Annotated in this window: 25 protein-coding genes and 1 tRNA gene; 15 read left to right on the top strand and 11 right to left on the bottom strand. The window is 41.2% G+C overall.

Translation table 11 applies throughout. The annotated features are described in order from the left end of the window. Position 1: 1 nt before the first annotated feature. From ACOAOT_RS20945 to ACOAOT_RS20920, 6 genes are all read right to left on the bottom strand, one after another. Entirely contained in the window at positions 2 to 310 is a 309-nt protein-coding gene (locus ACOAOT_RS20945) for a V-type ATP synthase subunit F (protein WP_104439578.1), read from the bottom strand. Between the two features lie 3 nt (positions 311 to 313). After that, positions 314 to 745 carry an ATP synthase subunit C gene (locus ACOAOT_RS20940; RefSeq protein WP_420218730.1) on the bottom strand — a complete coding sequence of 144 codons (432 nt, stop codon included), beginning with the start codon at positions 743 to 745 and terminating at the stop codon, positions 314 to 316. 21 nt (positions 746 to 766) lie between these two features. Next, complete coding sequence (locus ACOAOT_RS20935; protein ID WP_420218729.1) at positions 767 to 2695, bottom strand: V-type ATP synthase subunit I; 1929 nt, start codon at positions 2693 to 2695, stop codon at positions 767 to 769. A gap of 17 nt (positions 2696 to 2712) precedes the next feature. Further along, positions 2713 to 3759: a V0D/AC39 family V-type ATPase subunit gene (locus ACOAOT_RS20930; protein WP_420218728.1), complete on the bottom strand. Its 1047-nt coding sequence runs from the start codon at positions 3757 to 3759 to the stop codon at positions 2713 to 2715. 4 nt (positions 3760 to 3763) lie between these two features. Further along, positions 3764 to 4075, bottom strand: coding sequence for an ATPase (locus ACOAOT_RS20925; protein WP_277409720.1), 312 nt, complete (start codon positions 4073 to 4075; stop codon positions 3764 to 3766). Positions 4076 to 4296: 221 nt separating this feature from the next. Next, positions 4297 to 5376, bottom strand: coding sequence for an SH3 domain-containing protein (locus tag ACOAOT_RS20920; RefSeq protein WP_420218727.1), 1080 nt, complete (start codon positions 5374 to 5376; stop codon positions 4297 to 4299). 206 nt (positions 5377 to 5582) lie between these two features. On the opposite strand from ACOAOT_RS20920, the gene ACOAOT_RS20915 reads away from it, so the two are divergent. The 5 genes from ACOAOT_RS20915 (at position 5583) to ACOAOT_RS20895 (ending at position 8795) form a co-directional block, all read left to right on the top strand. Next, complete coding sequence (locus ACOAOT_RS20915) at positions 5583 to 5705, top strand: hypothetical protein (RefSeq protein ID WP_420218726.1); 123 nt, start codon at positions 5583 to 5585, stop codon at positions 5703 to 5705. 964 nt (positions 5706 to 6669) lie between these two features. After that, positions 6670 to 7338, top strand: a complete 669-nt coding sequence (locus ACOAOT_RS20910) for a DUF4145 domain-containing protein (protein WP_420218725.1) — start codon at positions 6670 to 6672, stop codon at positions 7336 to 7338. A 395-nt stretch (positions 7339 to 7733) separates the two neighbouring features. Continuing rightward, on the top strand, positions 7734 to 8369 hold the full coding sequence (gene trmB / locus ACOAOT_RS20905) for a tRNA (guanosine(46)-N7)-methyltransferase TrmB (protein WP_420218724.1): 636 nt from the start codon (positions 7734 to 7736) through the stop codon (positions 8367 to 8369). 89 nt (positions 8370 to 8458) lie between these two features. Beyond that, positions 8459 to 8611: a hypothetical protein gene (locus ACOAOT_RS20900; protein ID WP_170072621.1), complete on the top strand. Its 153-nt coding sequence runs from the start codon at positions 8459 to 8461 to the stop codon at positions 8609 to 8611. A gap of 111 nt (positions 8612 to 8722) precedes the next feature. Then, a tRNA-Lys gene (locus tag ACOAOT_RS20895) sits at positions 8723 to 8795 on the top strand. A 255-nt stretch (positions 8796 to 9050) separates the two neighbouring features. On the opposite strand, the gene ACOAOT_RS20890 is transcribed toward ACOAOT_RS20895, so the two are convergent. The 4 genes from ACOAOT_RS20890 to ACOAOT_RS20875 form a co-directional block, all read right to left on the bottom strand. Then, a complete protein-coding gene (locus ACOAOT_RS20890) occupies positions 9051 to 9686 on the bottom strand; it encodes a hypothetical protein (protein ID WP_420218723.1) in 636 nt (211 codons plus the stop codon). Between the two features lie 425 nt (positions 9687 to 10111). Next, on the bottom strand, positions 10112 to 10411 hold the full coding sequence (locus tag ACOAOT_RS20885; RefSeq protein ID WP_420218722.1) for a DUF1189 family protein: 300 nt from the start codon (positions 10409 to 10411) through the stop codon (positions 10112 to 10114). A gap of 66 nt (positions 10412 to 10477) precedes the next feature. Further along, positions 10478 to 10660 (bottom strand): hypothetical protein, encoded by a 183-nt coding sequence (locus tag ACOAOT_RS20880; RefSeq protein ID WP_420218721.1) that lies wholly within the window; start codon positions 10658 to 10660, stop codon positions 10478 to 10480. A gap of 418 nt (positions 10661 to 11078) precedes the next feature. Then, a complete protein-coding gene (locus ACOAOT_RS20875) occupies positions 11079 to 12818 on the bottom strand; it encodes a GGDEF domain-containing protein (RefSeq protein WP_420218720.1) in 1740 nt (579 codons plus the stop codon). 671 nt (positions 12819 to 13489) lie between these two features. On the opposite strand from ACOAOT_RS20875, the gene ACOAOT_RS20870 reads away from it, so the two are divergent. The 9 genes from ACOAOT_RS20870 to ACOAOT_RS20830 all read left to right on the top strand — a co-directional run bounded on the left by ACOAOT_RS20870 (position 13490) and on the right by ACOAOT_RS20830 (position 21702). Next, positions 13490 to 14185: a F0F1 ATP synthase subunit A gene (locus ACOAOT_RS20870; RefSeq protein WP_349672366.1), complete on the top strand. Its 696-nt coding sequence runs from the start codon at positions 13490 to 13492 to the stop codon at positions 14183 to 14185. Positions 14186 to 14213: 28 nt separating this feature from the next. Next, on the top strand, positions 14214 to 14432 hold the full coding sequence (gene atpE / locus ACOAOT_RS20865; protein ID WP_097005478.1) for an ATP synthase F0 subunit C: 219 nt from the start codon (positions 14214 to 14216) through the stop codon (positions 14430 to 14432). 54 nt (positions 14433 to 14486) lie between these two features. Continuing rightward, entirely contained in the window at positions 14487 to 14987 is a 501-nt protein-coding gene (atpF, locus tag ACOAOT_RS20860) for a F0F1 ATP synthase subunit B (protein ID WP_420218719.1), read from the top strand. Further along, positions 14968 to 15471 carry an ATP synthase F1 subunit delta gene (gene atpH, locus ACOAOT_RS20855; protein ID WP_420218718.1) on the top strand — a complete coding sequence of 168 codons (504 nt, stop codon included), beginning with the start codon at positions 14968 to 14970 and terminating at the stop codon, positions 15469 to 15471. Before atpF ends, atpH begins: the two co-directional genes overlap by 20 nt. A gap of 5 nt (positions 15472 to 15476) precedes the next feature. Further along, positions 15477 to 16985 (top strand): F0F1 ATP synthase subunit alpha, encoded by a 1509-nt coding sequence (gene atpA / locus ACOAOT_RS20850; protein WP_420218717.1) that lies wholly within the window; start codon positions 15477 to 15479, stop codon positions 16983 to 16985. A gap of 3 nt (positions 16986 to 16988) precedes the next feature. Then, positions 16989 to 17885, top strand: coding sequence for an ATP synthase F1 subunit gamma (gene atpG / locus ACOAOT_RS20845; protein ID WP_420218716.1), 897 nt, complete (start codon positions 16989 to 16991; stop codon positions 17883 to 17885). Between the two features lie 62 nt (positions 17886 to 17947). Next, complete coding sequence (atpD, locus tag ACOAOT_RS20840; protein WP_104433330.1) at positions 17948 to 19342, top strand: F0F1 ATP synthase subunit beta; 1395 nt, start codon at positions 17948 to 17950, stop codon at positions 19340 to 19342. Positions 19343 to 19358: 16 nt separating this feature from the next. After that, positions 19359 to 19775 carry an ATP synthase F1 subunit epsilon gene (atpC, locus tag ACOAOT_RS20835; RefSeq protein WP_420218715.1) on the top strand — a complete coding sequence of 139 codons (417 nt, stop codon included), beginning with the start codon at positions 19359 to 19361 and terminating at the stop codon, positions 19773 to 19775. Positions 19776 to 19971: 196 nt separating this feature from the next. Next, a complete protein-coding gene (locus tag ACOAOT_RS20830; protein WP_420218714.1) occupies positions 19972 to 21702 on the top strand; it encodes a methyl-accepting chemotaxis protein in 1731 nt (576 codons plus the stop codon). Positions 21703 to 21745: 43 nt separating this feature from the next. Here ACOAOT_RS20830 and ACOAOT_RS20825 read toward each other — a convergent pair whose 3' ends face one another. Beyond that, positions 21746 to 22552 carry a ZIP family metal transporter gene (locus ACOAOT_RS20825; RefSeq protein WP_420218713.1) on the bottom strand — a complete coding sequence of 269 codons (807 nt, stop codon included), beginning with the start codon at positions 22550 to 22552 and terminating at the stop codon, positions 21746 to 21748. Positions 22553 to 22718: 166 nt separating this feature from the next. Between ACOAOT_RS20825 and ACOAOT_RS20820 the strand changes: the two genes are divergently transcribed. Then, on the top strand, positions 22719 to 24251 hold the full coding sequence (locus tag ACOAOT_RS20820; protein ID WP_420218712.1) for a peptidoglycan-binding protein: 1533 nt from the start codon (positions 22719 to 22721) through the stop codon (positions 24249 to 24251). Positions 24252 to 24266: the final 15 nt, after the last annotated feature.

The following is a 24266-nucleotide window of genomic DNA, read 5'->3' as shown; positions in this document are numbered from 1 at the left end:
CTTATAGTTTTAATCCGATTGCTTCGTTGACATAGTCCGTGATAAAGTTGGGCTTGCGGCCAGTACCGTGGCGGTCGGGAATTTCGATAATTAACGGCAGCTTACGGTTTAATTTTACATCATTAATGATGTCAGGAAATGCTTTCCCGAATTTTTCCGTCAAGAGGATGATCCCGATCTCTTTGTCGGCCAGAACCTTATCAAGCTGGCTTTTCAATTCTGCTTTTTCATGAACGACAGCGCCTTCTACGCCGGCCAGTCTCATACCTGTCCAGGTATCAACATTGTCGCTGATCAGATACATTTTCATAAATTATAATTTACCTAAGATCATAAAGGATATGATCAGGCCATAGAGACAAACACCTTCGGCAAGACCTACGAAGATCAGTGATTTTCCAAGTATGGAGCCATCCTCGCTGATGGCGCCCAGTGCTGCACTTGCTGCTGCGGAAACAGCAATTCCACCGCCGACGCAGGCAAGACCGGTAGAGAGAGCGGCTGCCAGATATCCCATTCCTGCAACGCTAGCAGAAGCATTTGCAGCAGCTTCTGCAGCCTGTGCCTGGCCGTTAAAGAGAAAAATACCGGATACAGCAATGGTGCCAAGGAACAGAAGTAAGTTAATTCCCAGCGCTTTTTTATAACGCCCCTTTGATTTTTCCCCCATGGCAAATGCTCCGAACGGGATTGCAATGCTTAAAAGTAATGCAGCTGCTAATGTAATTTTTACTAAAGTTGACATATTGGTTTCCTCCTGAAATAATTAATTTTTCTTTCCGTAAGGTTTAAATGCACGGCCGGTTCCACGGTAAAAGCGGCTAAATAATTCATAATATTCCAGACGAAGGACCTGAATTCCTACAATCAGTCCTTCCATGCCGCAGACAAATAAGTTGCCTAAGATCACACCAATCCAGTTGGGGTTGCCGGCCTCTGCTCCGGAAAGCATTAATACAACTCCCATCATGGCAGCGTGGCTGATTGCAAAAGCACCCACTCTGACAAAGGAAAGCGTATTGGAAAAATAACTTAAGAGAACTTCAAACAGTTCAAAAAATCCCTGTATAACAAACATAGCCTTGCCTTCCGGCAGTACCGCCGCTTTGCGCTCCAGCAGGGCGGTTAGCGGTTCTTTAAAGAATATAAGCAGAAGCGGAAGTCCGAACATTAAAATTAAGATTGCGGATGCCGGTATTGGATTGCCTGTCATATAAAGAACAATAGTAAGGACAAGGCTTGCATAAAAGATAAGTCCGGCGGCGCCGTTGGTATCAAAAAACGTTCGCTCCGGATCATGTGACCGGATGCTGTTTATGATATTGAGTATCATGGTAAGAAGTATAATCCCCATACCAATGCAAATTGCAGCAATAAATACGGTATTCAGTTTACCGATAAACGGCAGATTGGTCATATGCTCCATTGGACGCAGCCATACGGCATGTATTACATCTTCAAATCCAAATACGCTGCCAAACAGGAATCCAAATATGGTGGAAAAGAATCCGCAGCAGGATATGATGGCAGCCAGGCTGGCCTTTTTCAGACGGAAAAGAAGAAATCCGCCAAGGAGGAGGCAAAGCCCCTGACCAACATCCCCGAACATGAAACCAAACAGGAACGAATAAGTAATTCCAATGAGAATTGTAGGATCGATCTCATTATATGCCGGAAGACCGTACATTTTAATAAACAGTTCAAATGGCTGAAATAACCGGGGATTTAGAAGTTTTGTGGGAGGATCGCTCATAATGTTACTGTGGTCATCTTCCACGATGCAGAAAGTCTTCTCATCATTGGAGATTTCTTTCTGGAATGCCCTGGCGTCCCGGAAACTCATCCAGCCGCAGAGAATGTAAAAGGTATTGATATTCTGCTTGGTGCAGGCAGCAAGCTTTCTCACGTTAAAATTAGTGGAAAAGGTCTCCAGCCGGTTTAGTGCGGATAACAGATCAACCCGTTTTGCAGCCAGTACCTGCTCCAGATTCTTTTTAACGGCATTCTGTTCCGTCTCAAGTACCTTTATTTTACCCTGCAGGGTATGAATGGCATCGGAAGGAGTACCTTTATACTCGTCAGGCACAAAGAATCGTTCGAAATGCATGGACGAATAAATAGCATCAATCTGATTGGAAATTGTATCTGGGACAAAGTAAACCAGCCAGACGTATTCTGAATCTTCCCGGCACTTATAAAGGACTGTGTCTATGGTGTCATAAACGTAGCTCTCGAATTTGTTATAGTATTCATGTAAAATTCGTCCGAAACGGAATTTGATGTACTTAAAATGCAGTATGGAACTCAAATCATAATTAAGTCCCGTGAACGGTATTATTTTTTCAAGAGACTGGTTTAAGGCATCTATTTTTTCCTGATATTCTGTCTGCGCTGTGGTCAGTTCTTCCACCTGAGATCCAATTTCCTCAATCGTTTTAACCGCTTCTTCAATTGATACATCTTTTACGTCTGTATCAGTAATGTTATCAGGAAGAAGTCTGGACAACTCCTGGGCCCGCTGATATGTGTCCTTATGTGGATTGGTTTCGATATAAGGCCGTAAATCTTTTACCGTTTTCAGCTCGGACAACGCGTTCTCTAAATGAATCTCATATTTGGACAGATAGGTATCTATGACCCGGTCAATATCCTCTTTTGGTCCGGTAATACTTAAAAACTTCATTTTTTCAATCACAGGAAAAGCTACCCCCTTTACTGTTTAACTACATAGGAGATAATTTCTTCCGGCTTCAGCTGATACCGAATACTCTCTATGAGTGTTATTATTTTTTGAATTTCCTCCTCCTTTAAATAAAGATAGGAATTTAATGTTGCAATGGAATAAGGATTCTGTCTGCTAGTGGAACGGTATATCTTATCAAGAACCTCACTGGTAAGCTGCTCTAAATCAGGTTTCTCCCTTACATCCATATCTGCCTTCTGACCGTAATAGGTAGTTTTAAGGACTGTAAAAAATTCATCCATAGTCCCGGACTCTACCAGCTTCGCAGTCTGATCCTTTTTTAAATGATAATGAAAAGGTATAAGAAGTGCATAAATATCAGCAGAATTTAAGTGGTAATATTTAAGAGAACGGTATATCCACTGAATATTGAGCAAATCCAGTTTACTGCCAAAACATTGGATTAAAAGCTCCTGGGACTTCTTGTTTAAGTATTTACTCATTACTTTCCAGATTGTTTTAAAATAAAGCAAATCCAGATGTACTTCATAATCAAACAGTGTGGTTTCAGTTCCCTCTTCCAGATGAATCAGAAGATCGTAATAGATGGAGCCCTCCAGATTTGCAATAAAATCATGTAAGTTTGCGGAAGAGGAAAGCTTCATTAAATCCAATGAAGAATGTTTGGAAAAAAAGTCCCTGAATACAGAAAGATCGATATCCAGCTGGTTACGTCCCATGGCGTTACGGAAACATTTTTTCAGGATATCGATTTCAAAGTGCATAAAATATAAGTCAAGGAATTTACGCTGCGTTAAGTTGGAAAAACGGTAGAGCTTTGCAAAATCCTGGTACAGGGACAGGATAAGCCGCTGTTCAATCGCACCCCGGTGAAGTTTTTCATCATCCACATCGGAAAACAAGCCCTCATAGGCTTTTAAATGTCTTAAATACTCCACGGCATCGGAAACTGTTTCAAGAGCAGCCATATCACGGAACTGGCTGTCGGAGATCAGATGGCTTTCCATCGCCCGTACCTTGGTTGTCAAACCGCTGTAGGATAACAGATTTCCCATGGAATCACTCCTTTATCATGTTATTGAATAGTTCCTCTGCATATTGGGTATGATGGACTTCAAAGTTTTTTTCCATAGCCTTCAGGATTTCCTGCAATTCATCCCGCTGTTTCTTTAAGCGCTGATTCATTTTGATTTCCATACCTGCTCTCAGTTTCTCTATTTCTTTTTCTGTTTCTTGTTCCAGCTGGGCATCAAATGCAGCAGTGCGTTCATCCATTTCTTTTGCAAACGCTTTTTTCTGTTCATTGGCATGCTCCATGATGGAAGTGGCAGCTGATTCGATCTCAGATATTTTATCAATCACAACATCCATTTTTTGCCCTCCTTTTGTGAATAGTGAACTAAATAAAATGGTTCTAATTATTAATAATACTACAATTAAAAAAAATTTCCATAGTAATTTGGAAAAAAACAAATAGTGGTTTGAATTTTGACATAAATATAAGGTATGCCAACCGTACTATACTTATGCATTATATACATAAAAAAGCGAAGATCAAAAGCAGCTTACTTTTGATTCTTCGCTTCATAATATTATTGACTTGCGGCTTTGGTGGTTTCGGAAGCCGATTCTGATTCTGATTTACCAGTTCCTTCCGTGACGGTTAAAAATTCTGTTGCTACGTAAGCCTGTTTCCCTTCAAACGTGATAACGGTCCATTTATCATCATAGGTTTCAACATACTCCACAACAGTACCAGACGCAAGGCTTCCTAGCTTTGTGCTGTCGGAAGCAGGTTTGGACCGGACATTAAGCTTACTTTTAGTCGTATAAACTTTCGGGGGCTCTGTTTCTGTTTCCGCAGGCTCAGTGACAACTTCCGCAGTAGTAGATATTGGCTCTGAAGTAACTTCTGATGAAATCTCTGTAGGAACAGTCTCATTCTTTTTATCTTTTCCTGGTATCAGCTTTACAATTATCAGCACGACAACAAAAAGAACTAAAAATATAAGAAGCGGCTTTAATAAACCGGATAAGTCAGAACGTCTGTTTTTAATTCGGCGACGGCTTCTGTTTTGAGGAGCCGGTCGTCTGTCATTTCTTGGGGCAGTACCCTGAGATGGTCTTTGACCTGATCTGGAACCAGAATTCTGTGGCGCTCTGCGGGAAGAACCGGTATTGGCCCTTTGAGGCGTTCCTGTTCTTTTGGGCTCGTCTGCTGTAGCTGCAGTTCTCTGGGAGGCAGCTCTTGACGCGATGGGGGCAGCCTGCACACCTGCAGTACGTGGTTTCTGAGCTTGTGAGCCCTGATGGCTTTTATGAAATGCGTTTGTAAAGGCAGTAACTTCGATTGAAATCAGCTTACAGGCCTCTGAAGCATCATAGGGACTGTCATTGCCTTCATGTACTGCTTTATTACCAAGTACCCGGATCCGGTGGTAGTGATCTTTGACTGCCTGGGAAATAAATCGTCCTTCATATAACTGGTCAATGCTGTCAGCCAGATCGGTTTCCACTATCAAAGCCTTTTCGGCAAGAAAATGAATCATATATTCCAGAGTCTGACGAGCTTTGATCATGACCATGTTATACTGCTTCTGGTTCATAAGCGCCTCGGTTTCCCTCAAACCCTGCTGGATCTTGATCCAGAGACTGTTATCTGTAGTTCCCATATATTTCCTCCTTTGCAAAACGGTTGTATCCCAATATACAGACATTATACTAGATTATAGTAAATTGCGCACCTGTTATTTTATTGATTTTGAATTTGTAAGAGAAAATTAAAAAATATACATCCCGGACCATGAGGGAGCTGCGGAAGCCTAAAAACTCAAAGAGGTTAAGGCAGTTCTTACCGGAAGAAGATCGCATCTACAGTATGGGGCTTGTTGGAAACGGTGTGGATCGGTTTAATAGAACCTGGACCAGTTCTACGGAAGAGGGCGGTTATTGCCAGGGAAGAATTGGAAGAACAAATGGAAGAGCACAAACGATGGCTTGAGGAGTTGCGACGGTCGCAACAGGTCAGGAAGGATAGAAGTGTTGCGCTGTAAAGGGTCTTCACTTAATGAATACCCCTCTCTTACGCCCTGCAGATTTAACAGGACGGGCGCTTACTCTATATTCCCGTTCGCCTTTGTTGACGAGCCTGAAGTAGGGTTTAACATTGAAGTTGAGCCCCAGGTATTCAACATTAATGTTGAACGGGATCGCAGATTGAGACTCCTTCCGTTCGTCATGGGGACGAGCTCAAAGTTGAACCGGTTAATAGACGGAGGTTTTCGTCTTGCTGGACGAGAACTATGAGGACTCCGGATAACTCAATAACGAATCGCTATCTGTTTGGATTATGGACATGCCGTCTGTTGCCAAAAGTGGCAGCAAATCAAGGGACGTTATTTCATCTCTGCCTGGGAAAGTAATTGCACATTGAAATGGGATATGTTACCATAGTGGCATGGAACAATCGTGTCACTGCAAGGGCGTTGGCCTTCCATCATACATAGATGGGAGGTGGTGCGGATGAAATATGACTTTAAAGACCTTATGGCCTTTGGCATGTTCATAATCGCATTACTTACCTTTATTTTCGTAAATTGTAAGTAACGTTTTTCTATAAAGTCCCAGAAATGGGCAATAGAAAATCCCCCTTGTATACTTGGTCGGTATTGGGAGATTTCTATTCTGAATATTGGCCAACCCCTTGTGGAGGGGCGGTTGTTCCTTTTGTAATTCTAATATAGCATATCGTATTATTCTTTTCAATGGTTTACATATATTTTTAATATATTCTTATGTATGATTCATGTACTAAAATTAATATAATCTTATGTAAGTCTTCAATGTGTAGACATGCTGATTCACTTTGTATTATCCATATAGATCGTAGCACCAGTCGAAAGATGGGTGTTTTCTTTTAAGATATTTTGGTGTATTATGGAAGAAAATGGTATGAGGGTTTGACTATGGGTGATTACAATGAAGCCGAATATGCTAAAGCCGTGTATACATGTCCACACTGTGGAACTGTGTCTCAAATGCGTTGGAGTCATATATATGCTATTATAAAAGAAAATGGAGATTTTCTGCTTTCATATGATGATAACCTGGATTACATAGATTATGAAGATGAGATAGATGTTGTTGCATGTGCAGCATGTAATAATATTCAAATATGGGTTAATAGAAATATGATTTTTCCTTCATCAACAATACTTCCATCAGCAAATGCGGATATGCCGGAATCAGTAAGGCAAGTATATAATGAAGCTAAAGAAATATATTCAAAATCCCCAAGAGCTTCTGCGGCTTTATTGAGATTAGGTCTACAAAATTTGTGCAAGCATTTAGGAGAAAAGGGCGATAATATAAATGAAGATATTAAGTCACTTGTAAAAAAAGGGTTACCTTGCAGTGTGCAAAAAGCATTAGATTCAATACGAATAATTGGAAATAATGCAGTGCACCCTGGGACTATTGATCTAAATGATGAACCTAATGTTGCAAGAACTTTATTTGAAGTTTTAAATTTTATAATTGAAAAGATGATAACTGAGCCTAAGAAAATAGATGAAATTTATGGTTTTCTGCCAGAGAGTGCCAAGCAAGCTATAAAGAAACGTGATGATGTTTAGGCGGTACTAAAATGGTACTACAAAATTATTCAGGCATTGCAAATAGAGTGAATGTATATGGAATAAATAAAGGCGGGTGTCCGGTATACCGGACACGCCTTTATGATACTAAAATGATACTGTTATTTTTTGTAAGAACAGCAAAAAGAACAAATATTCGAAAAAATTGACGCAACAAGCACATGAAAACGATATCTACAAGACAGAGTAAAACATAGAACGTCGTAAGAGAAAATTAAAAAATATACAGGGAGTACCATAATTAAAGGAATCCCTATATATAAAAATCAGTAGTAACTTGCACATTTTATATCCAATATGATACAATCTATCTGCCATATGCCAACAAGGCTGTGAATTGAATTGGAAAGATGATTAATTGGAGGAATATAGATATGAGGCTACGTCACATCCCCGGATCGGAAGAGGAAATTGCTGCGAGTCCTTATGTAATCCAGAACCCGTCTGGGAAAAAAGGATGCTGGAAGGATGTATTTGGTAATGAAAACCCAATAGAAATAGAAATCGGTATGGGAAAAGGCCGTTTTATTATGGAACTGGCTACACTTCATCCGAATATTAATTATGTCGGTATTGAACGGTATCCCAGTGTTTTACTGCGAGGATTACAGAAACGGGCAGAATTGGAGTTGAATAACATTTACTTCATGTGCGTTGATGCCAAGAATCTGGCTGAAATTTATGCGCCGGGAGAGGTCGAAAAAATCTATCTTAATTTTTCGGATCCATGGCCTAAGGACCGTCATGAAAAGCGCAGGCTTACTTCTGAGGAATTTATGGCAGTATATAATCAGATTTTAAGACCGGACGGAGTAGTAGAATTTAAAACTGATAACAGGGGATTGTTTGATTATTCTCTGGAAGCCATTCCAAGAGCAGGCTGGAAGATTGAAGACTTCACATATGATTTACATCACAGCGAAATGGGAACCGGGAATGTGATGACAGAATATGAAGAAAAGTTTTCGTCAAAAGGAAATCCTATCTACAAGCTGATTGCCTGTCGATAATATTAATAAATAATTACCGGTCTCCATTCTATAACCAGGAGGCCGGTTTTGCATATAATAAAGCAAAAGGTGAGGCAGGTGAGCGTACCATGGGAATGAAAGATAAGGTAACAAATAAGCTTTTGCAGGCAACCAGCGATAAAACTGAGCTGAATAAGAAAATGCTCGCATGGAACAAATCTTTTGTGGAAGTGAACAAAACACTGGGTGGAAATATTAAAAAAAATACAAATAATAAATAAATTCGAAAAAGTTGTAAATATTTTGTAAAAAAGGTGTTGACTTTTGCTGAATACGGTTATATAATTACACACGTGCTTGAGACAAGAGCACACCGAAAAAACGAAAGACAAGCGCCTTTAGCTCAGTTGGTAGAGCAGTAGACTCTTAATCTATTTGTCCAGGGTTCGAGTCCCTGAAGGCGCACTAAAAAAGTACTGGTTTTGCAGACGGAGAGCTGCGGGGTCGGTGCTTTTCCTTTGTGTAAAAATAATGGTCGGAATCTATTTGTCCTTTGGGAAGGACTTAGGGGTAAAAAAAGTACTATCTTTGACGGGTGGGAACGTCGGGGACAGTACTTCTTTTTTTGTACTAGAAATTTTGTTTTATATATTCACTTTTTAAATATAATGGGGAGTTGGGTTCTTTCAAAATTGTGAAAGATTGTGTTGATTATAATCTTTAATAATGCCACTTCATAATATCTATACCTGTTATTGCTATGAGCTTATATAGTAAGAAATCAATAATTATTAACATTACTGATAATCCAACTATAATAATTTTGGAAGAAAAGTGACCTATATCTTCGCCATATGTCTTAATATACTTGTATCGAATATTATACATAATGAATAATATGCATAGCATGTCTATTGGAAGAATAAGTGAAATAGCAATGGATTTATGATCCTTTATGGCATTTAATAAATATATGATAGAACTTATTAACCCAATAATTGAAATAATAATATAAGTTTTTTTTAATGTAAAGATATTAGCATTTTTAGTTTCTGACATATCTTTCTCTATCTTTAAATTAGTTGAAGTTATTATTATGTACCAAATAATTAATAATGCGGCTATACTTAGAGCAAGTACTATATATAATTTCTCTTTAATTGAAATATATGATTTTTCTGCTAATCCGTAGTATAAAGAAAAATCTTTACTCTCAATAGCCTTCTCCGCTGCTTCGGTAGCTAGTTTTACTAATCTATGATCTTGAATTGAATCTACAATATAAAAGTACAAAAAAACAAATAAAATGAATGTTATTATAATATAAAGCATTGTTATCCAAAGTTTTCGCTTCACCCATCCACCTCAAGTCTTTAAGTTAAGAATTAATACCTCAGATTAATAAACAATTGTACATTATGAGCTACGCATTATTGCTATTATATTAGGCTCATAATGCGTATTTTTAAAAAAATAAATAATTCAGTATTTTAATTATATTATAAATGAAAAATTTTACAAGTGTAAAAGTGTATCTCAACCAAGTTACCGACCAGAGCAGCTCCGGGCAACCAGGGAGGAAAATTGAGATACAAAAGAGGGGCGCTCTCGAAAACAGAGCCCCCCTCTTACTGAATATTGTAGACGAAATACGAGAAAGGAAATATAATGCTAAGTGCGCTGTTATATCCCAAACTGCACAGCAGGAAGGGGGTACAACAGTTGCGATTAAAAATATGCACCTCAAATCCCGCTCTGATCGTAGGCTGCTCATTTAGCTTTTATCTAAAATAATCACTTTGTTCTGAAACTATTTCTATGGGTTTTGCCAGATCAGATTCTTTCATTTTCTGAATGGCAACTACAAGGAACAGCACGGAAATTCCAAAATTAATAATACCAAACATCGGTATGGAAAACGGCAGGAAGGATACAATTGCGTTAAGCAATAATGGAAGTGTTCTGGCATAAACTGATATCTGGTACAATTGTCCAAAGGTAAGACGGTACTTCAAACAGGAGGTGACTATCATTCCAATAAGGGCAATCACCAGTACACCAAAGAAAAACAACCCCGTCATAAATATAAACGCCAGAACCATAAAAGCTATAACAATCAGATAGGCCCTGGGTACCCACTGCTGTAGCTAATCCCTGCTAAAATTAAAATCAAAATCGGAAAAGTAACTTCCTTTGATTTCGCCTTTGTTCTTTACAATAACCTTTTGTGAATCCATCAGGATTACCTGATAATAGTCTGAGATATATTCTCCGATCTCATCAGCATCATAAAAAGAGGTATCCGGAGAGTTGTTTATGTATACATACATACCGCCTTCTTCATATTCGACCGGCTTCTCAACCCAAAGCGTTCCTTCGCTCAATTTAAAATCAGGAATATAGTCTTCTATAATTTTTACAAACCCTCCTGTTTTAAACTGAAATCTTAAAATGGAATTATCATGGTCAGTGAAAAATACAATACCATAAGAACAAACCCAGCCAAGAATACTTTCCGGCGTTTGTTTTTAATAAATTCCTTATAGATTTTAAAATCATAAATTGATAAAAAAAGTTCTTTAAATACATTCATTCTCATTTTCCCTTCCTTGTAACTGTACTACTGATAATCCCATAACTAAAGATAAAACTTCATTTTTCTCCTTCAGCCTGGCAGTATCCTCTCTCTTAAGTGTTTTTATACATAATTATCTTATTATAGGGTGTATGAAAGGAGAAGTCTTACATTTATTCTATTTCGTAATAGCTTCCATTCTGTCTTTTACATTTCTTTTTAAGCTCAGCAATATCTGCCGAGAAAGCATCCATATCCTTATAAGTCTTGATCCGGTTTGAGATTCCTGCCACGGACAGGCTTGCGATTGGAAATTCTTCTGTGATTCCCCTCCTGTTTTTTGATATGATATAACCCCGATCCATATCATCTTTATGGTATAGAGAAGAAACGCGATGAGAAAAGCACTCAATTACTTTTTCACAATAGATCTCTGCTTCATGGTAATCGCAGATTACAATAAAATCATCACCTCCGATATGGCCAATAAACTCATTTCTGGAGGCGGCTTTTTTCAGGATATCTGCGAGAAGCATCAGCATCATATCACCAGATTGAAAACTGTATGCGTCATTATAAGATTTGAAGTTATCAATATCAAAATATATAATACAATAGGGAGAATCATTTAATACCCTGTACAGGATCTCCTGGTCAATTAACAGGTTGCCGGGTAATCCTGTCAGTGGATTTGAGTGCATGGCGGTATCTACCTCTACCTTTGTACAGGCTTCTAGAAGATCTTTGATGGTCACAATTCCCCAGTACATCCCTTCTTTTTCCACAACAATTGGGTTATAAAGCTGATCATAATGTCTTTGCATGGCAAGCTTGGAAACCTGGTTCACGGGCATATCGTAATTTACACTGAGAAAATTTTTGCTGGTCAGCTGCTGTATGCTTCTTTTGGAGTTAAGGCTGAAACCATATCTTCCTCCGAATTTTTCGATTAAGGAATTTCTGGTCATAAAACCAATGGCGGCTCCGCCTTCTGTCACTGTAAATTCCGTAATTGAGGGATCATTTTGAAGTTCTTCATATATTCTGAGAGCCTTTTCCTGTGGGAAAAAAGTATGCCCTGAACGTGACAGATACCCGGCCATAGGATAAAGCGAAGCTATGTTTTTCCTGATGTAATTTTTTGCCTGACAGCGTCTGATTAAATCAGCCTTATCTTTGGAAATATCTTTAAAATCCGGATCGGGGCAGCCTAAAAAGAAGCCCTGGCCATAACCGACTCCCAGACTAACCAGTGTTTCCAATTCTGATTCCGTTTCAACTCCTTCTGCAATTACAAGTATACCTGCATTTTTCCCGAATTCAGACAGTGCCTTAATCAGTAACTGTTTTGTTTCATCCTTATGTACATCTCTGATCATATTCATGTCAAGCTTTATTAAATCAGGTCTGGCATTTGCAATTATATTAAGTCCAGAGTAACCGGCGCCCACATCATCAATTGCAATTCCGTAGTTTTGCTTTTGATAATGCTCAACTGCAGATGTAAAGGCATGGGTATCCAATATAGATACACGTTCTGTTATTTCAAAAATGATGTCATTGGAATTTAAACCGAATTTATTAAGGTATGCTTTGGTGAAGCCTTCCCGAAAGGCGTTATCATAAATAATATTACAGTTTACATTGAGAAATAGCTTTTTACCCCGCTCCATATGTATGGAATGTTCCAGTGCTTTTACCCTGCACAGAGTTTCCAGTTCCCAGGACTTATTATGTTTAAATGCTGTTAGAAACATCTCCTCAATATTCATTTCCAGTTCTTTTTGAGAAATTCGGCTTAATGCTTCATATCCGTAGGTTTTTCCATCTACAAGGGAAACAATTGGCTGGAATACCGGTGTCAAATGCCGGCCTTCTAAAATTCTGTTTAATAGCCGCTGCTTGTCGTCCATAACAATGCTCCTTATTCCGTTCACAATGTGATGAATTTATATTATTGGATAAATTAAATTTAAACAAGAATATTACGGTAAAGATTATGTAATACTTGTCTTAACAGCTAGTGCTCCTTTTTGAAAAAATAGCATTTTATATTTTCTTTTCCTGTATCTTCCAATTTCTAATCCATTTTAATAAGAAGAGAGAGAATCAAATTTATATTTCTATACGTGGGAGCATTTGTGTGTTTTGATAGCGTCACTTTAGTACAGTAAATTGGTAGTTGGGTTTTTATCCATCTTAAATACTATATTTGGACGATCGTTAGTTACTTATGACGATGAATTAAAAAAATCAAAAAAAATACATGGCAATTTACACAAAATATTAGAAAAAAATTCTACATAAAACCTAGAAAAATTTGCTTAAAGAGACTAACTTTACAATTTGTTTACATTTTAGGTTAAAAAATTAATAATAATTTTAGATTTTAGGGAGTCAAAATTGTTCCAAATGTTCAAACAATTGTGCGCATTAATAAGATGTTATGAATCAGTCAAAAAGTTGACAATTTTTGCAGATGAAAGTATGATACACGGTATACCTGAGCAACATTGTATATTTACGCGTACAATATTGTGAATCGGGAACCATAAAGGAGAAAAAACAGTCTCTAAGAAAGGAAGTGAGCATTACGGAGGAGCTGGCAGAGAAGTTATTAGAGGAACTGAACTGCGAAACGGTCTTTACCATTCCCATATTCGGCGGCATTCCAATCGCTGAGTCCGTAGTGGTGACATGGGTTATCATGTTGGCATTGACTGTCCTTTCCATCATCCTGGTTAGAAATCTACAGGTTGAGAACCCTGGAAAGAAACAGCAGGTGCTTGAGATGGCCATCGGCGGGCTTTACAATTTCTTTGAAAGTCTGATCGGTGAGGAAGGGAAACGTTATATCCCTTATCTGATATCTGTGGCAATTTATATTGCAGTGGCGAACTTAATCGGCATCATTGGATTTAAGCCTCCCACCAAGGATTTAAATTCCACGGCTGCACTTGCGGTTATGAGCATTGTGCTGATTGAATACTCCGGTTTTCATAAAAAAGGGGGAAAAGGTTTTCTGAAGGCATTTGCAGAGCCAATGCCGCTGTTGACCCCAATGAATGTCATGGAACTATTTATCAGACCATTGTCGCTGTGTATGCGATTATTCGGTAATGTTTTGGGATCATTCGTAGTAATGGAACTGATCAAGCAGGTGGCGGGTTTTATCGTACCAATTCCGTTCACCATGTATTTTGACATTTTTGACGGATTGATTCAGGCATACGTATTTGTATTTTTAACAGGTCTATTTATGAAAGAAGCATTAGAATAAAACTATTGATGAAAAAGGAGAAATAATTATGTTTGCAGCAATTGGAGCAGGAATCGCAGTATTTACAGGTTTAGGAGCAGGAATCGGTATCGGTATCGCAACATCAAAAGCAACAGACGCTATTGCAAGACAGCCTGAGGCAGAAGGCAAGATCAGCAAAATGCTGTTACTTGGTTGTGCACTTGCAGAGGCAACCGCTATTTATGGTTTCGTTGTAGCCATTCTTATCATTTTATTCCTTAAATAATTTATACCGACAGAATGTACATGGAAAAAAATATTAGAAAGGCAGGCGATACAGATGCTTAGACTGGATATGAACTTTGTGTGGAATATCGTGAATCTCATCGTCCTGTATTTTCTGCTGAGGCATTTCCTGATTCAGCCGGTTATGAATGTCATTAATAAACGGCAAACGATGATTGAGCAGAGCATCAGCAATGCAAGGTCTTCGGAAGGGCAGGCAGCAGTTTTGAAAAAGCAGTATGAAGAAAAACTGGCCGCTTCCGGAGAAGAGGGCGCTAAACTGATTGAGGAAGCGAAAATCCAGGCGAAAGCCCAGTATGACAGGATCTTAAAGGATGCACAGGAAGATGCGGGACGCGTGATCAGCGAAGCACAGAAAAAGACAGAAGCCGATCAGGAAAAAGCAATGCGTGAAGCAAAAGCCCAGATTGCAGGTCTGGTGATTGCGGCAGCAGCCAAGGTAGTTGGCCAGGAAACAAACGCGAAAGCAAATCAGGCGCTTTATGATTCATTTTTAGCAGAAGCAGGTGATTCCCATGACGCAGGCAGCAATTAATTACGGGCAGGTGCTGTATGAACTCTCCCTTCCCGAGAAGGTGATAGAGGATGCGGCTCTGGCGCTTAAAACAGTGCCGGAGCTTAAGCGTGTCTTAAACAGCCCTGTGGTTCCCAAAACCAGCAAACACCGGGTTATTGAGCGGGTATTTGACGAATCGATCAGAATCTTTTTTAAGGTGCTGGTTGATCGCCGTGATATGGATCTTGCAGATGAAATATTTGAAGCCTGGCGATCCAAAGTTTGTAAAGAAGCGGGCATTTTAGAAGCAACGCTTTATTATGTAACAAAACCAGATGAAGAACAGATCCGTGAGATTAAGACCATGCTTTGCAGGAAATATGCGAAAAAGGAAGTAAGACTCTGCATGATCGAAGACCCTGGTTTAATCGGTGGATTCATCCTCCGTGTGGGAGATGTGGAGACTGACTGGAGTTTAAAGGGACGTCTGAAACAATTAGAACAAAATATAATGCGGAGGTGAAAAACGTGGCTTCCATCAATTCAGATGAAATTATTTCTATATTGAGAAGTGAAATTAAGGATTATGACGCTCATGCCAGAGACCAGGAAGTGGGAACTGTCTTAAGCGTAGGAGACGGCATTGCAACGGTATACGGAATTGACCATGCAATGTACGGTGAAATTGTTATATTTGATAACGGTGTCAAGGGAATGGTTCAGGATATCAGAAGAGAAGATATCGGCTGTATTCTCTTTGGTTCAGACCGCGATATAAAGGAAGGCTGCAAGGTTACAAGGACAAAAAGACGTGCCGGAATTCCGGTTGGCGATCAGTTTGTGGGCAGAGTCGTAAATGCACTGGGAGCACCGATTGATGGAAAGGGAGAGATTCCTTCTGATGATTTCCGTCCAATTGAAAATGAGGCACCTGGTATCATCGACAGAAAGAGCGTATCCGTTCCTATGGAAACCGGAATTCTTGCCATTGACTCCATGTTCCCAATCGGACGTGGTCAGAGAGAGTTAATCATCGGTGACCGTCAGACAGGTAAAACTTCAATTGCAGTAGACGCTATCTTAAACCAGAAAGGCAAAGATGTAATCTGTGTTTACGTGGCAGTTGGCCAGAAGGCATCTACAGTTGCAAAGCTTGTAAATACTCTGACTCATTATGGCGCTATGGATTACACAATAGTAGTGTCTTCCACTGCAAGTGAGCCGGCTCCCCTGCAGTATATTGCACCTTACTCAGGAACAGCACTTGCTGAGCATTTCATGTATAAAGGCAAAGATGTACTGATTGTATATGATGATCTTTCCAAGCATGCGGTTGCATACCGTGCATTATCTCTGCTTCTTGAGCGTTCTCCAGGACGTGAAGCGTACCCAGGTGATGTTTTCTATCTTCACTCCAGGCTGTTAGAGCGTTCCAGCCGCTTAAAGGAAGAACTGGGAGGCGGATCCATTACAGCTCTTCCCATTATTGAGACACAGGCTGGAGACGTATCTGCCTATATCCCGACAAACGTTATTTCTATTACAGATGGACAGATCTTTTTAGAGAGTGACCTCTTTTTCTCCGGTATGAGACCTGCAGTTAACGTTGGTCTTTCTGTATCCCGTGTAGGCGGTGCAGCTCAGACAAAAGCAATGAAGAAAGCAGCAGGAAGTATTCGTATCGATCTGGCACAGTGCCGTGAGATGGAGGTATTTACCCAGTTCAGTTCAGATCTTGATGCAGCTACCAAGGAACAGATTCAGTTCGGAAGAGGTTTAACGGAACTGTTAAAGCAGCCATTATGCCACCCATTAAGTCTTCATGAGCAGGTAATCAGTCTGTTAACAGCCAATAACCGCCTTTTACTCGATGTAGAAGTTCCCAAGATGAAAGAATTCCAGAGAAACTTACTTGATTTCTTTGAGAGTGTTCATCCGGAGATTGTCAAAGAGATTGAGGAAACCAAGGCATTATCTGATGAGCTGAAACAGAAGATTCTTGACGGGGTCGCAGAATTTAAACAGAAACGGGTGTAAGATATGGCAAATGCGAGAGAAATACAAAGCAGGATGAACAGTATCAAGAGTACCATGAAAATAACCAATGCGATGTATACCATTTCCTCGTCAAAGTTAAAAAGGGCCAGAAAAGCCCTGACTGATACGGAGCCTTATTTTTACGGGCTGCAAAGAACCATTGACCGAATCATAAGGCATACGCCCGACATTGATGACCAGTATTTAGATACCCGGCCAGAGATCAAAAAAGAGGATCGTAAAATCGGATATATCGTAGTAACAGCAGATAAGGGTCTTGCAGGTGCTTATAATCACAATGTTTTTAAACTGGCACAGGAACAGATTGACAAGGGTGGAAACCCCACCCTGTTTGTAGTAGGTGATCTGGGACAGCAGTATTTTTCTAAAAAAGGAATACCGGTGGAACAGGATTTCCGCTATACAGTACAAAAACCCAACATGAGCCGTGCAAGAATTATTGAAGAGAAGATTGTTGATTATTTTCTGTCAGGGAAACTTGATGAAGTGTATATGATCTATACCAGAATGGTCAATGCGATGAAAATGGAAGCCGAAATACGGCAGCTTCTGCCGATTCCCAAGAACCGCACCGGACAGAGTATTCCGTTAAATGTCCATTTAGAGGAAATCACCATGAAGCCGTCTCCCAAGGCAGTAATTGACGCAATTGTGCCTAACTATATTGCAGGATTTATTTATGGAGGACTGGTGGAATCTTATTCCAGCGAGCAGAACTCCAGAATGATGGCAATGCAGGCGGCTACAAAAAGTGCCCAGGAGATGCTTGACGGCCTGGCAATTACTTATAACCGGGTGCGGCAGGCCGCAATTACCCAGGAAATTACCGAGGTAATCAGCGGTGCGAAGGCACAGAAGAAGAAACAGAAAAAGGCTTAGGCTATATCGTATTTTCCATAAATTGAGAGAGGAGGAGTCCTCACGACTGTGAGTAACAGATTATGAATAAAGGCAAAATTGTTCAGGTCTTAGGACCTGTAGTAGATGTGGAATTTTTAGAGGGCAGCGACCTTCCCTGCATCAAGGACGCCCTTGAGGTGGATAATGACGGGAAACGCTGCGTAATGGAAGTTGCCCAGCACATGGGTAACAGTACAGTCCGTTGCATTATGCTGGCTTCCAGCGAAGGTCTGTGCAAGGATATGGAAGTAACCGCTACGGGAGAAGGAATTAAAGTTCCTGTTGGCGAGCAGACTTTAGGACGTTTATTTAACGTTCTTGGTGATACCATTGATAATGGAGAAGAGTTAAAGGATGGTCCTAAGTGGGTCATTCACAGAGATCCCCCTCCATTTGAAGAACAGAGTCCGGTAGCTGAAATCCTGGAGACAGGTATTAAGGTAATCGACCTTCTTGCTCCCTACGCGAAGGGTGGTAAGGTTGGTTTGTTCGGAGGTGCTGGTGTTGGTAAAACCGTTTTAATTCAGGAGCTGATTCATAATATCGCAACAGAACACGGTGGATATTCCATTTTTACTGGTGTTGGAGAGCGTTCCCGTGAAGGTAATGACTTATGGACTGAAATGGGAGAATCCGGCGTTATTGCAAAGACTGCCCTGGTATTCGGACAGATGAACGAGCCGCCGGGCGCACGTATGCGTGTTGCTGAAACAGGACTTACCATGGCGGAATATTTCCGTGATGAGGAGCATAAAAACGTGCTTTTATTCATTGATAATATTTTCCGTTTTACACAGGCTGGTTCTGAGGTTTCTGCCCTTCTTGGACGTATGCCTTCTGCGGTTGGTTATCAGCCGACGCTGGCTACTGAGATGGGTGAGCTGCAGGAGAGAATTACATCAACAAGAAATGGTTCTGTTACTTCGGTACAGGCTGTTTATGTTCCTGCTGATGACCTGACTGATCCCGCTCCGGCAACTACATTTGCCCACCTGGATGCAACTACGGTTTTATCCAGAAAGATTGTGGAACAGGGTATTTATCCGGCGGTTGATCCTCTGGAATCCAACTCCCGTATCTTAGAGCCTGATGTAGTTGGGGAAGAGCATTATGAAGTAGCACGTAAAGTACAAGAGCTTCTTCAGAAATACAAAGAGCTTCAGGATATTATTGCAATTCTTGGTATGGAAGAACTGGGTGATGACGATAAGACCACTGTTTATCGTGCCAGAAAGATTCAGAAATTCTTATCCCAGCCTTTCTCCGTTGCAGAAAACTTTACCGGAATCACAGGAAAGTATGTTCCTTTAAAGGAGACTGTCCGCGGATTTAAAGCAATCGTCGACGGTGAGATGGATCAGTATCCGGAAGCTGCGTTCTTTAATGTGGGAACTATTGACGAAGTAATAGAAAAGGCCAGGACATTACAGGCTTAACTTGGAGGTGCTGCCAGTGAGTACAAGTACATTTTTCCTTCAGGTGCTTGCCAGTGATAAGGTTTTTTACAAAGGACTGTGCCAAAAGTTAATCATTCCTCTTGAAGATGGTGAAAAAGCAGTTCTGCCTCATCATGAAGATATGGTAATTGCTGTTGCCATCGGAGAGATGAGACTGATGAACGAAGACGGAGAATGGATTCACGCCGTTGTCGGAAACGGATTTGTTCAGATTGTTAACAACCGTGTGACTCTTCTGGTGGATACGGCAGAGCTTCCTCAGGATATTGATGAACGCCGTGCGGAAGAAGCCAGAGAGAGAGCCGAGGAACAGTTAAGACAGGGCAAGAGCCTGCAGGAGCATCATCATTTTGAAGCATCCTTAGCCAGATCTCTGGCAAGACTGCGTACCAAGCATAAATATGAGATCTGACAGGAAATTACAGTTATAAAAAAGATACCCGGGAACGGCAGATAGTGCTGTAAGGGTATCTTTTTTTGTATGAAAAATTATCCAAAAATATGGATTTTATTGGAAGTACTGCGGTTGACGGTGAATTTGATTGGTGCTATAGTAAACAGTACAAAACCTGTAAATAACAGGGTAAATAGATTATGGAGGAGTTGTAGTGTTTAGGAATCTAAAGATAAGAGCCAAGGTTTTTGCTGCTTTTGGTATGATTATTGTGTTTGGAATACTTGCCTTTTCTGGCCTTTTGATGGGCATGAAAAAGATTGCGGGCAATGCCCAGGATCTATATGACAAGCCATATTCGGCAGCCCAGAACACATGGGAGATCCGCCGCGGACTGTTAGACAGTCAGATGGCCCTTTACCGCCTGACCAGCGAAAAAAAGACTGATCTTAATTCAGCAACTGAGGAAGCTAGGACTGTTATGGATCAGGATAGTAAGGAGATCGAACAAGCAGTAGCAGAACTGGGGCAGAAGTTAAGAACTCAGGAAGAAAAGGATATACTGGCAAAAATACAGGCTGGTATTGCAGAGACATCAAAGATCAGAGAGAGTGTACTAAGTCTGACTTCGGGCGGAAAGCTTGATGAAGCAAGAAGTCTTGTAAAAAGTGCTTACGAACCAAAGTTTGAAGAGGTCAGGTCTCAGGCTGTGAATCTGGGTGATCTTGTGGCAAAGGATGCGCAAGGGTTTGTGGGAGCAGCAAACAGATCCAGTAACCTGTATCTCATGGCAGGTATCATGGCTATGGTAATGACCATTGTAATATGCGGCGTTACGGGGTACTTTTTCTCAAAATCTATTTTAAAGCCACTGAAGGAACTGGATCTGGCGGCAAAGGAGATGGCAAACGGAGATTTAAAGGCAGTCCGTTATATTACATACCAGTCCCGTGATGAACTGGGTGGTCTGGCAGAAAACCTCCGCCTTACCATGAAGACTCTGGATGCTTATATTTCAGAAATATCATCCATTCTTTTACGGCTGTCCAAGGGAGACTTAACGGTGCCGCGAGATCAGATTACTGATTTTGTAGGTGATTTTTCAGAAATTAAAAGCTCCTTTGTTACCATATTAAAGAGCTTTAACAGTACACTGGGAGATATACACGAAGCCAGTGCCCAGGTTGATGTCAGTTCTGATCAGGTTTCTGATGCGGCTCAGCTGCTGTCACAGGGATCCACGGAACAGGCAACTGCGTTAGAGGATCTGACAGGAGCGATTTCTCATATTTCAGAGCAGATCCGGGACAATGCAGATCATGCAAAGAAGGCCAATTCTCTTACGGAGCAGGCCCAGGCAGAAGTAGAAGAAAGCAATCATCATATGGTATCCATGAATGATGCCATGAGGGAGATCAGCCAGTCATCCCAGGAGATAGGAAAGATAATGAAAGCAATTGAGGATATTGCATTTCAGACCAATATTCTTGCTTTAAATGCAGCCGTAGAAGCTGCAAGAGCAGGTGAAGCAGGAAAAGGATTTGCAGTGGTAGCAGATGAAGTAAGAAACTTAGCAAGCAAGAGTGCGGAAGCCAGCAAGAATACGGCTGTTTTAATTGAAAACTCTGTGAGCACGGTGGAAAAGGGAATGGGTATTGCGGAGCAGACTTCCCGCTCACTGAATGTGGTGAGAGATACCATGGATCAGGTAGTGGATACGGTTAACCGCATCACCCTGGCATCGGAAAAACAGGCAGAGTCAGTGGAGAATGTATCCGGCAGGGTTAATCAGATTGCCGCAGTGGTACAGACCAATTCTGCTACCGCAGAGGAGAGTGCAGCAGCCAGCGAGGAGATGTCCAGTCAGGCGGCATACTTAGAGCAGCTTGTGGAGCGCTTCCACCTGTACTGCGACAGAAAAGAAACGGAAAACGAATCGTTTTAATAGAATGGACCCTGGTTGGTGAAAACCTTCCAGGGTCTGTTTTTTAGCCTAAAGAAACGTCCAGAATCATCATAACAAGAAATCCAGCCATAACGCCCAGCGTTCCTACATTAGAATGCTCGCCTAAGTGAGCCTCCGGAATCAGCTCTTCTACTACAACATACATCATGGCTCCTGCGGCAAAAGACAATAGCCATGGCATTAGTGGTGCAATGCTTCCAGCAACAATAACGGTAAGAATCCCAAAAACAGGTTCCACGATTCCGGACAAACTTCCTTTTATAAATGCCTTTTTTGCAGACAGCCCTTCCTGTCTCAGGGGAAGGGAGATGGCAGCACCTTCTGGAAAGTTCTGAATACCAATTCCTATGGCAAGAGCCATGGCTGAGGTATAAAGCGCAGGATCACCTCCGTGCTGCGCTGCAAGAGCAAAGGCCAGACCGACTGCCATACCTTCCGGAATGTTATGAAGTGTAACAGCCATGACTAACAGTGTGGTTCGTTTCCAGGAAGACGAAACGCCTTCCGCTTTATTCACTCCGGGACTGCTCATATCTGGATGAAGATGAGGCAGATAGGAATCCAGTACAATTAAAAACAGTACGCCCAGTAAAAATCCACCGGCAGCAGGAATCCAGCCAATACCGCCCTTTGCTTCCGCCTCTTCTATGGCAGGTATGAGCAAAGACCAGACAGATGCTGCAATCATAACGCCTGCCGCAAATCCAAGAAAGACTCTCTGGACTGATTGGTTTACTTCCTTACGGAAGAAAAATACAACCGAAGCTCCCAGTGTTGTCATCAAAAATGTAAAGCCGGTTCCTCCGGCAGCCCATAATATTGGTGTCATAAAATTCCTCCTTTCTATCAGAAAAAGTTAGCAAATGCTAACCTGCATTTCTTACATTTACTATACCATAACCCATTAAATGTGGCAATGAAATAAATTCCCTTTCCATTTACGACAAAATTGTGTTAAAATAGACCTGATTTTACATACGAAAGGAAATTGATTAATGAACATAGATAAAGACTGGAACAGACGTTTTGCAGGGCCGGTTTTACTGGCCGCAGTGACTGCAGCCTGCCTGTCTGCATGCAATAGTGAGAGTGGAATTAACAAGGGAACAGGGGCTGCTACACCTTCCGTAGCTACCGTCTCTGAAGCAAAGAAAGAGCAGTCAGTTAACATTCTGACACCGGGAGGATTATTGCTTCCAGATATTGATAACGTTCCGGTGCTGAAGGACAATCCTATACCGGAGTTTTTGAGAAATGGTGTGGAGCATCCGGTAGTGGCCAGCCTTCAGGAACGTCTGATGAATCTTGGATTTATGGATAACGATGAACCTACCAAATATTTCGGAAACGTGACAGAGGCAGCAATAAAGACTTACCAAAGACAAAACGGACTGGTTCAGGATGGAATAGTGGGACCGGAAACCTTAAATTCAATTATGTCTCCTTCAGCAAAATATTACGCGGTTGCCAAAGGGGTTCAGGGAGATGATATCACAAGGATTCAGAACCGTCTTTATGAACTGGGATATCTTGCTAATGCAGGACAGGTTTCGGGAACCTTCGGTGATGAGACGGAAGTAGCAGTTCAGAAACTTCAGGAGGTCAACGGTCTTAATGTAGATGGTAAGGTTGGACGCCAGACGATCAACCTGCTCTACAGTGAAGAGATCCGTCCCAATTATCTGACCTATGGAGAAAAGAGTGACGTAGTGCTTGCCTCACAGCAGCGCTTAAAGGAACTAGGCTATTTGATGACCGAACCGGATGGTGCCTATGGAAATGATACAGTAACTGCTGTGAAGCAGTTCCAGTCACGCAATGACCTTGTTGTAGATGGTTACCTGGGACCCTCGACCAGAGTTGCTTTAAACAGCTCAGAGGCACAGCCCAATGGTATGGGACTTGGAGAACAGGGGGATTCTGTAACTAAAATTCAACAGCTCTTAAATAAATACGGATATCTGGCAAAAGGCAACATAACCGGCTATTACGGGGAAGCAACAGAAAAAGCCGTAAAAGAATTCCAAAGCAGAAACGGCCTTTCATCCGATGGTGCTGTAGGTCAGATGACCTTAAGTAAATTATCCGGAAGCGGCGTAAAATCTGCCGGAAGTTCCGGCGGATCAGGCGGTAATACGGTCAAGGGAGGAACTGTAAAGGGAGGTTCTGGCGTTAGCGGACTCCTTTCCATTGCAAGATCCAAGCTGGGCAGCCCTTATGTGTGGGGTGCAAAAGGATCAGGTTCTTTTGACTGTTCCGGTTTTGTATACTGGTCTTTAAATCAGGCTGGTGTCCGTCAGAGTTATATTACCTCTTCTGGTTGGAGGAGCGTTGGAAAATATACGAAGATATCAAGCTTTGGCAGTCTGCAGGCAGGAGATATTATCGTGGTTAGCGGTCATGTGGGAATCGTGGCAGGCGGCGGAAAAGTAATTGATGCTTCTTCCAGTAACGGACGTGTGGTAGAACGGTCTTTAAGCTCCTGGTGGAGCAACAACTTTATCTGCGGCTGGCGTATATTTGGATAGGAACGGTTTAGAATA

Origin of the sequence: Lacrimispora struthionigena (assembly GCF_048627165.1) — a bacterium.
Lineage (GTDB): Bacteria > Bacillota > Clostridia > Lachnospirales > Lachnospiraceae > Lacrimispora.
This window is presented reverse-complemented; position numbering and strand designations above follow the sequence as displayed.

Coding starts and splice junctions, on each gene's coding strand:
- ACOAOT_RS20945 (WP_104439578.1), bottom strand. CDS start 310: ATGAAAATGTATCTGATCAGCGACAATGTTGATACCTGGACAGGTATG.
- ACOAOT_RS20940 (WP_420218730.1), bottom strand. CDS start 745: ATGTCAACTTTAGTAAAAATTACATTAGCAGCTGCATTACTTTTAAGC.
- ACOAOT_RS20930 (WP_420218728.1), bottom strand. CDS start 3,759: ATGGGAAATCTGTTATCCTACAGCGGTTTGACAACCAAGGTACGGGCG.
- ACOAOT_RS20925 (WP_277409720.1), bottom strand. CDS start 4,075: ATGGATGTTGTGATTGATAAAATATCTGAGATCGAATCAGCTGCCACT.
- ACOAOT_RS20920 (WP_420218727.1), bottom strand. CDS start 5,376: ATGGGAACTACAGATAACAGTCTCTGGATCAAGATCCAGCAGGGTTTG.
- ACOAOT_RS20915 (WP_420218726.1), top strand. CDS start 5,583: ATGGGGCTTGTTGGAAACGGTGTGGATCGGTTTAATAGAACCTGGACC.
- ACOAOT_RS20910 (WP_420218725.1), top strand. CDS start 6,670: ATGGGTGATTACAATGAAGCCGAATATGCTAAAGCCGTGTATACATGT.
- trmB (WP_420218724.1), top strand. CDS start 7,734: ATGAGGCTACGTCACATCCCCGGATCGGAAGAGGAAATTGCTGCGAGT.
- ACOAOT_RS20900 (WP_170072621.1), top strand. CDS start 8,459: ATGGGAATGAAAGATAAGGTAACAAATAAGCTTTTGCAGGCAACCAGC.
- ACOAOT_RS20885 (WP_420218722.1), bottom strand. CDS start 10,411: ATGACGGGGTTGTTTTTCTTTGGTGTACTGGTGATTGCCCTTATTGGA.
- ACOAOT_RS20880 (WP_420218721.1), bottom strand. CDS start 10,660: ATGTATGTATACATAAACAACTCTCCGGATACCTCTTTTTATGATGCT.
- ACOAOT_RS20875 (WP_420218720.1), bottom strand. CDS start 12,818: ATGGACGACAAGCAGCGGCTATTAAACAGAATTTTAGAAGGCCGGCAT.
- atpE (WP_097005478.1), top strand. CDS start 14,214: ATGTTTGCAGCAATTGGAGCAGGAATCGCAGTATTTACAGGTTTAGGA.
- atpF (WP_420218719.1), top strand. CDS start 14,487: ATGCTTAGACTGGATATGAACTTTGTGTGGAATATCGTGAATCTCATC.
- atpH (WP_420218718.1), top strand. CDS start 14,968: ATGACGCAGGCAGCAATTAATTACGGGCAGGTGCTGTATGAACTCTCC.
- atpG (WP_420218716.1), top strand. CDS start 16,989: ATGGCAAATGCGAGAGAAATACAAAGCAGGATGAACAGTATCAAGAGT.
- atpD (WP_104433330.1), top strand. CDS start 17,948: ATGAATAAAGGCAAAATTGTTCAGGTCTTAGGACCTGTAGTAGATGTG.
- ACOAOT_RS20825 (WP_420218713.1), bottom strand. CDS start 22,552: ATGACACCAATATTATGGGCTGCCGGAGGAACCGGCTTTACATTTTTG.
- ACOAOT_RS20820 (WP_420218712.1), top strand. CDS start 22,719: ATGAACATAGATAAAGACTGGAACAGACGTTTTGCAGGGCCGGTTTTA.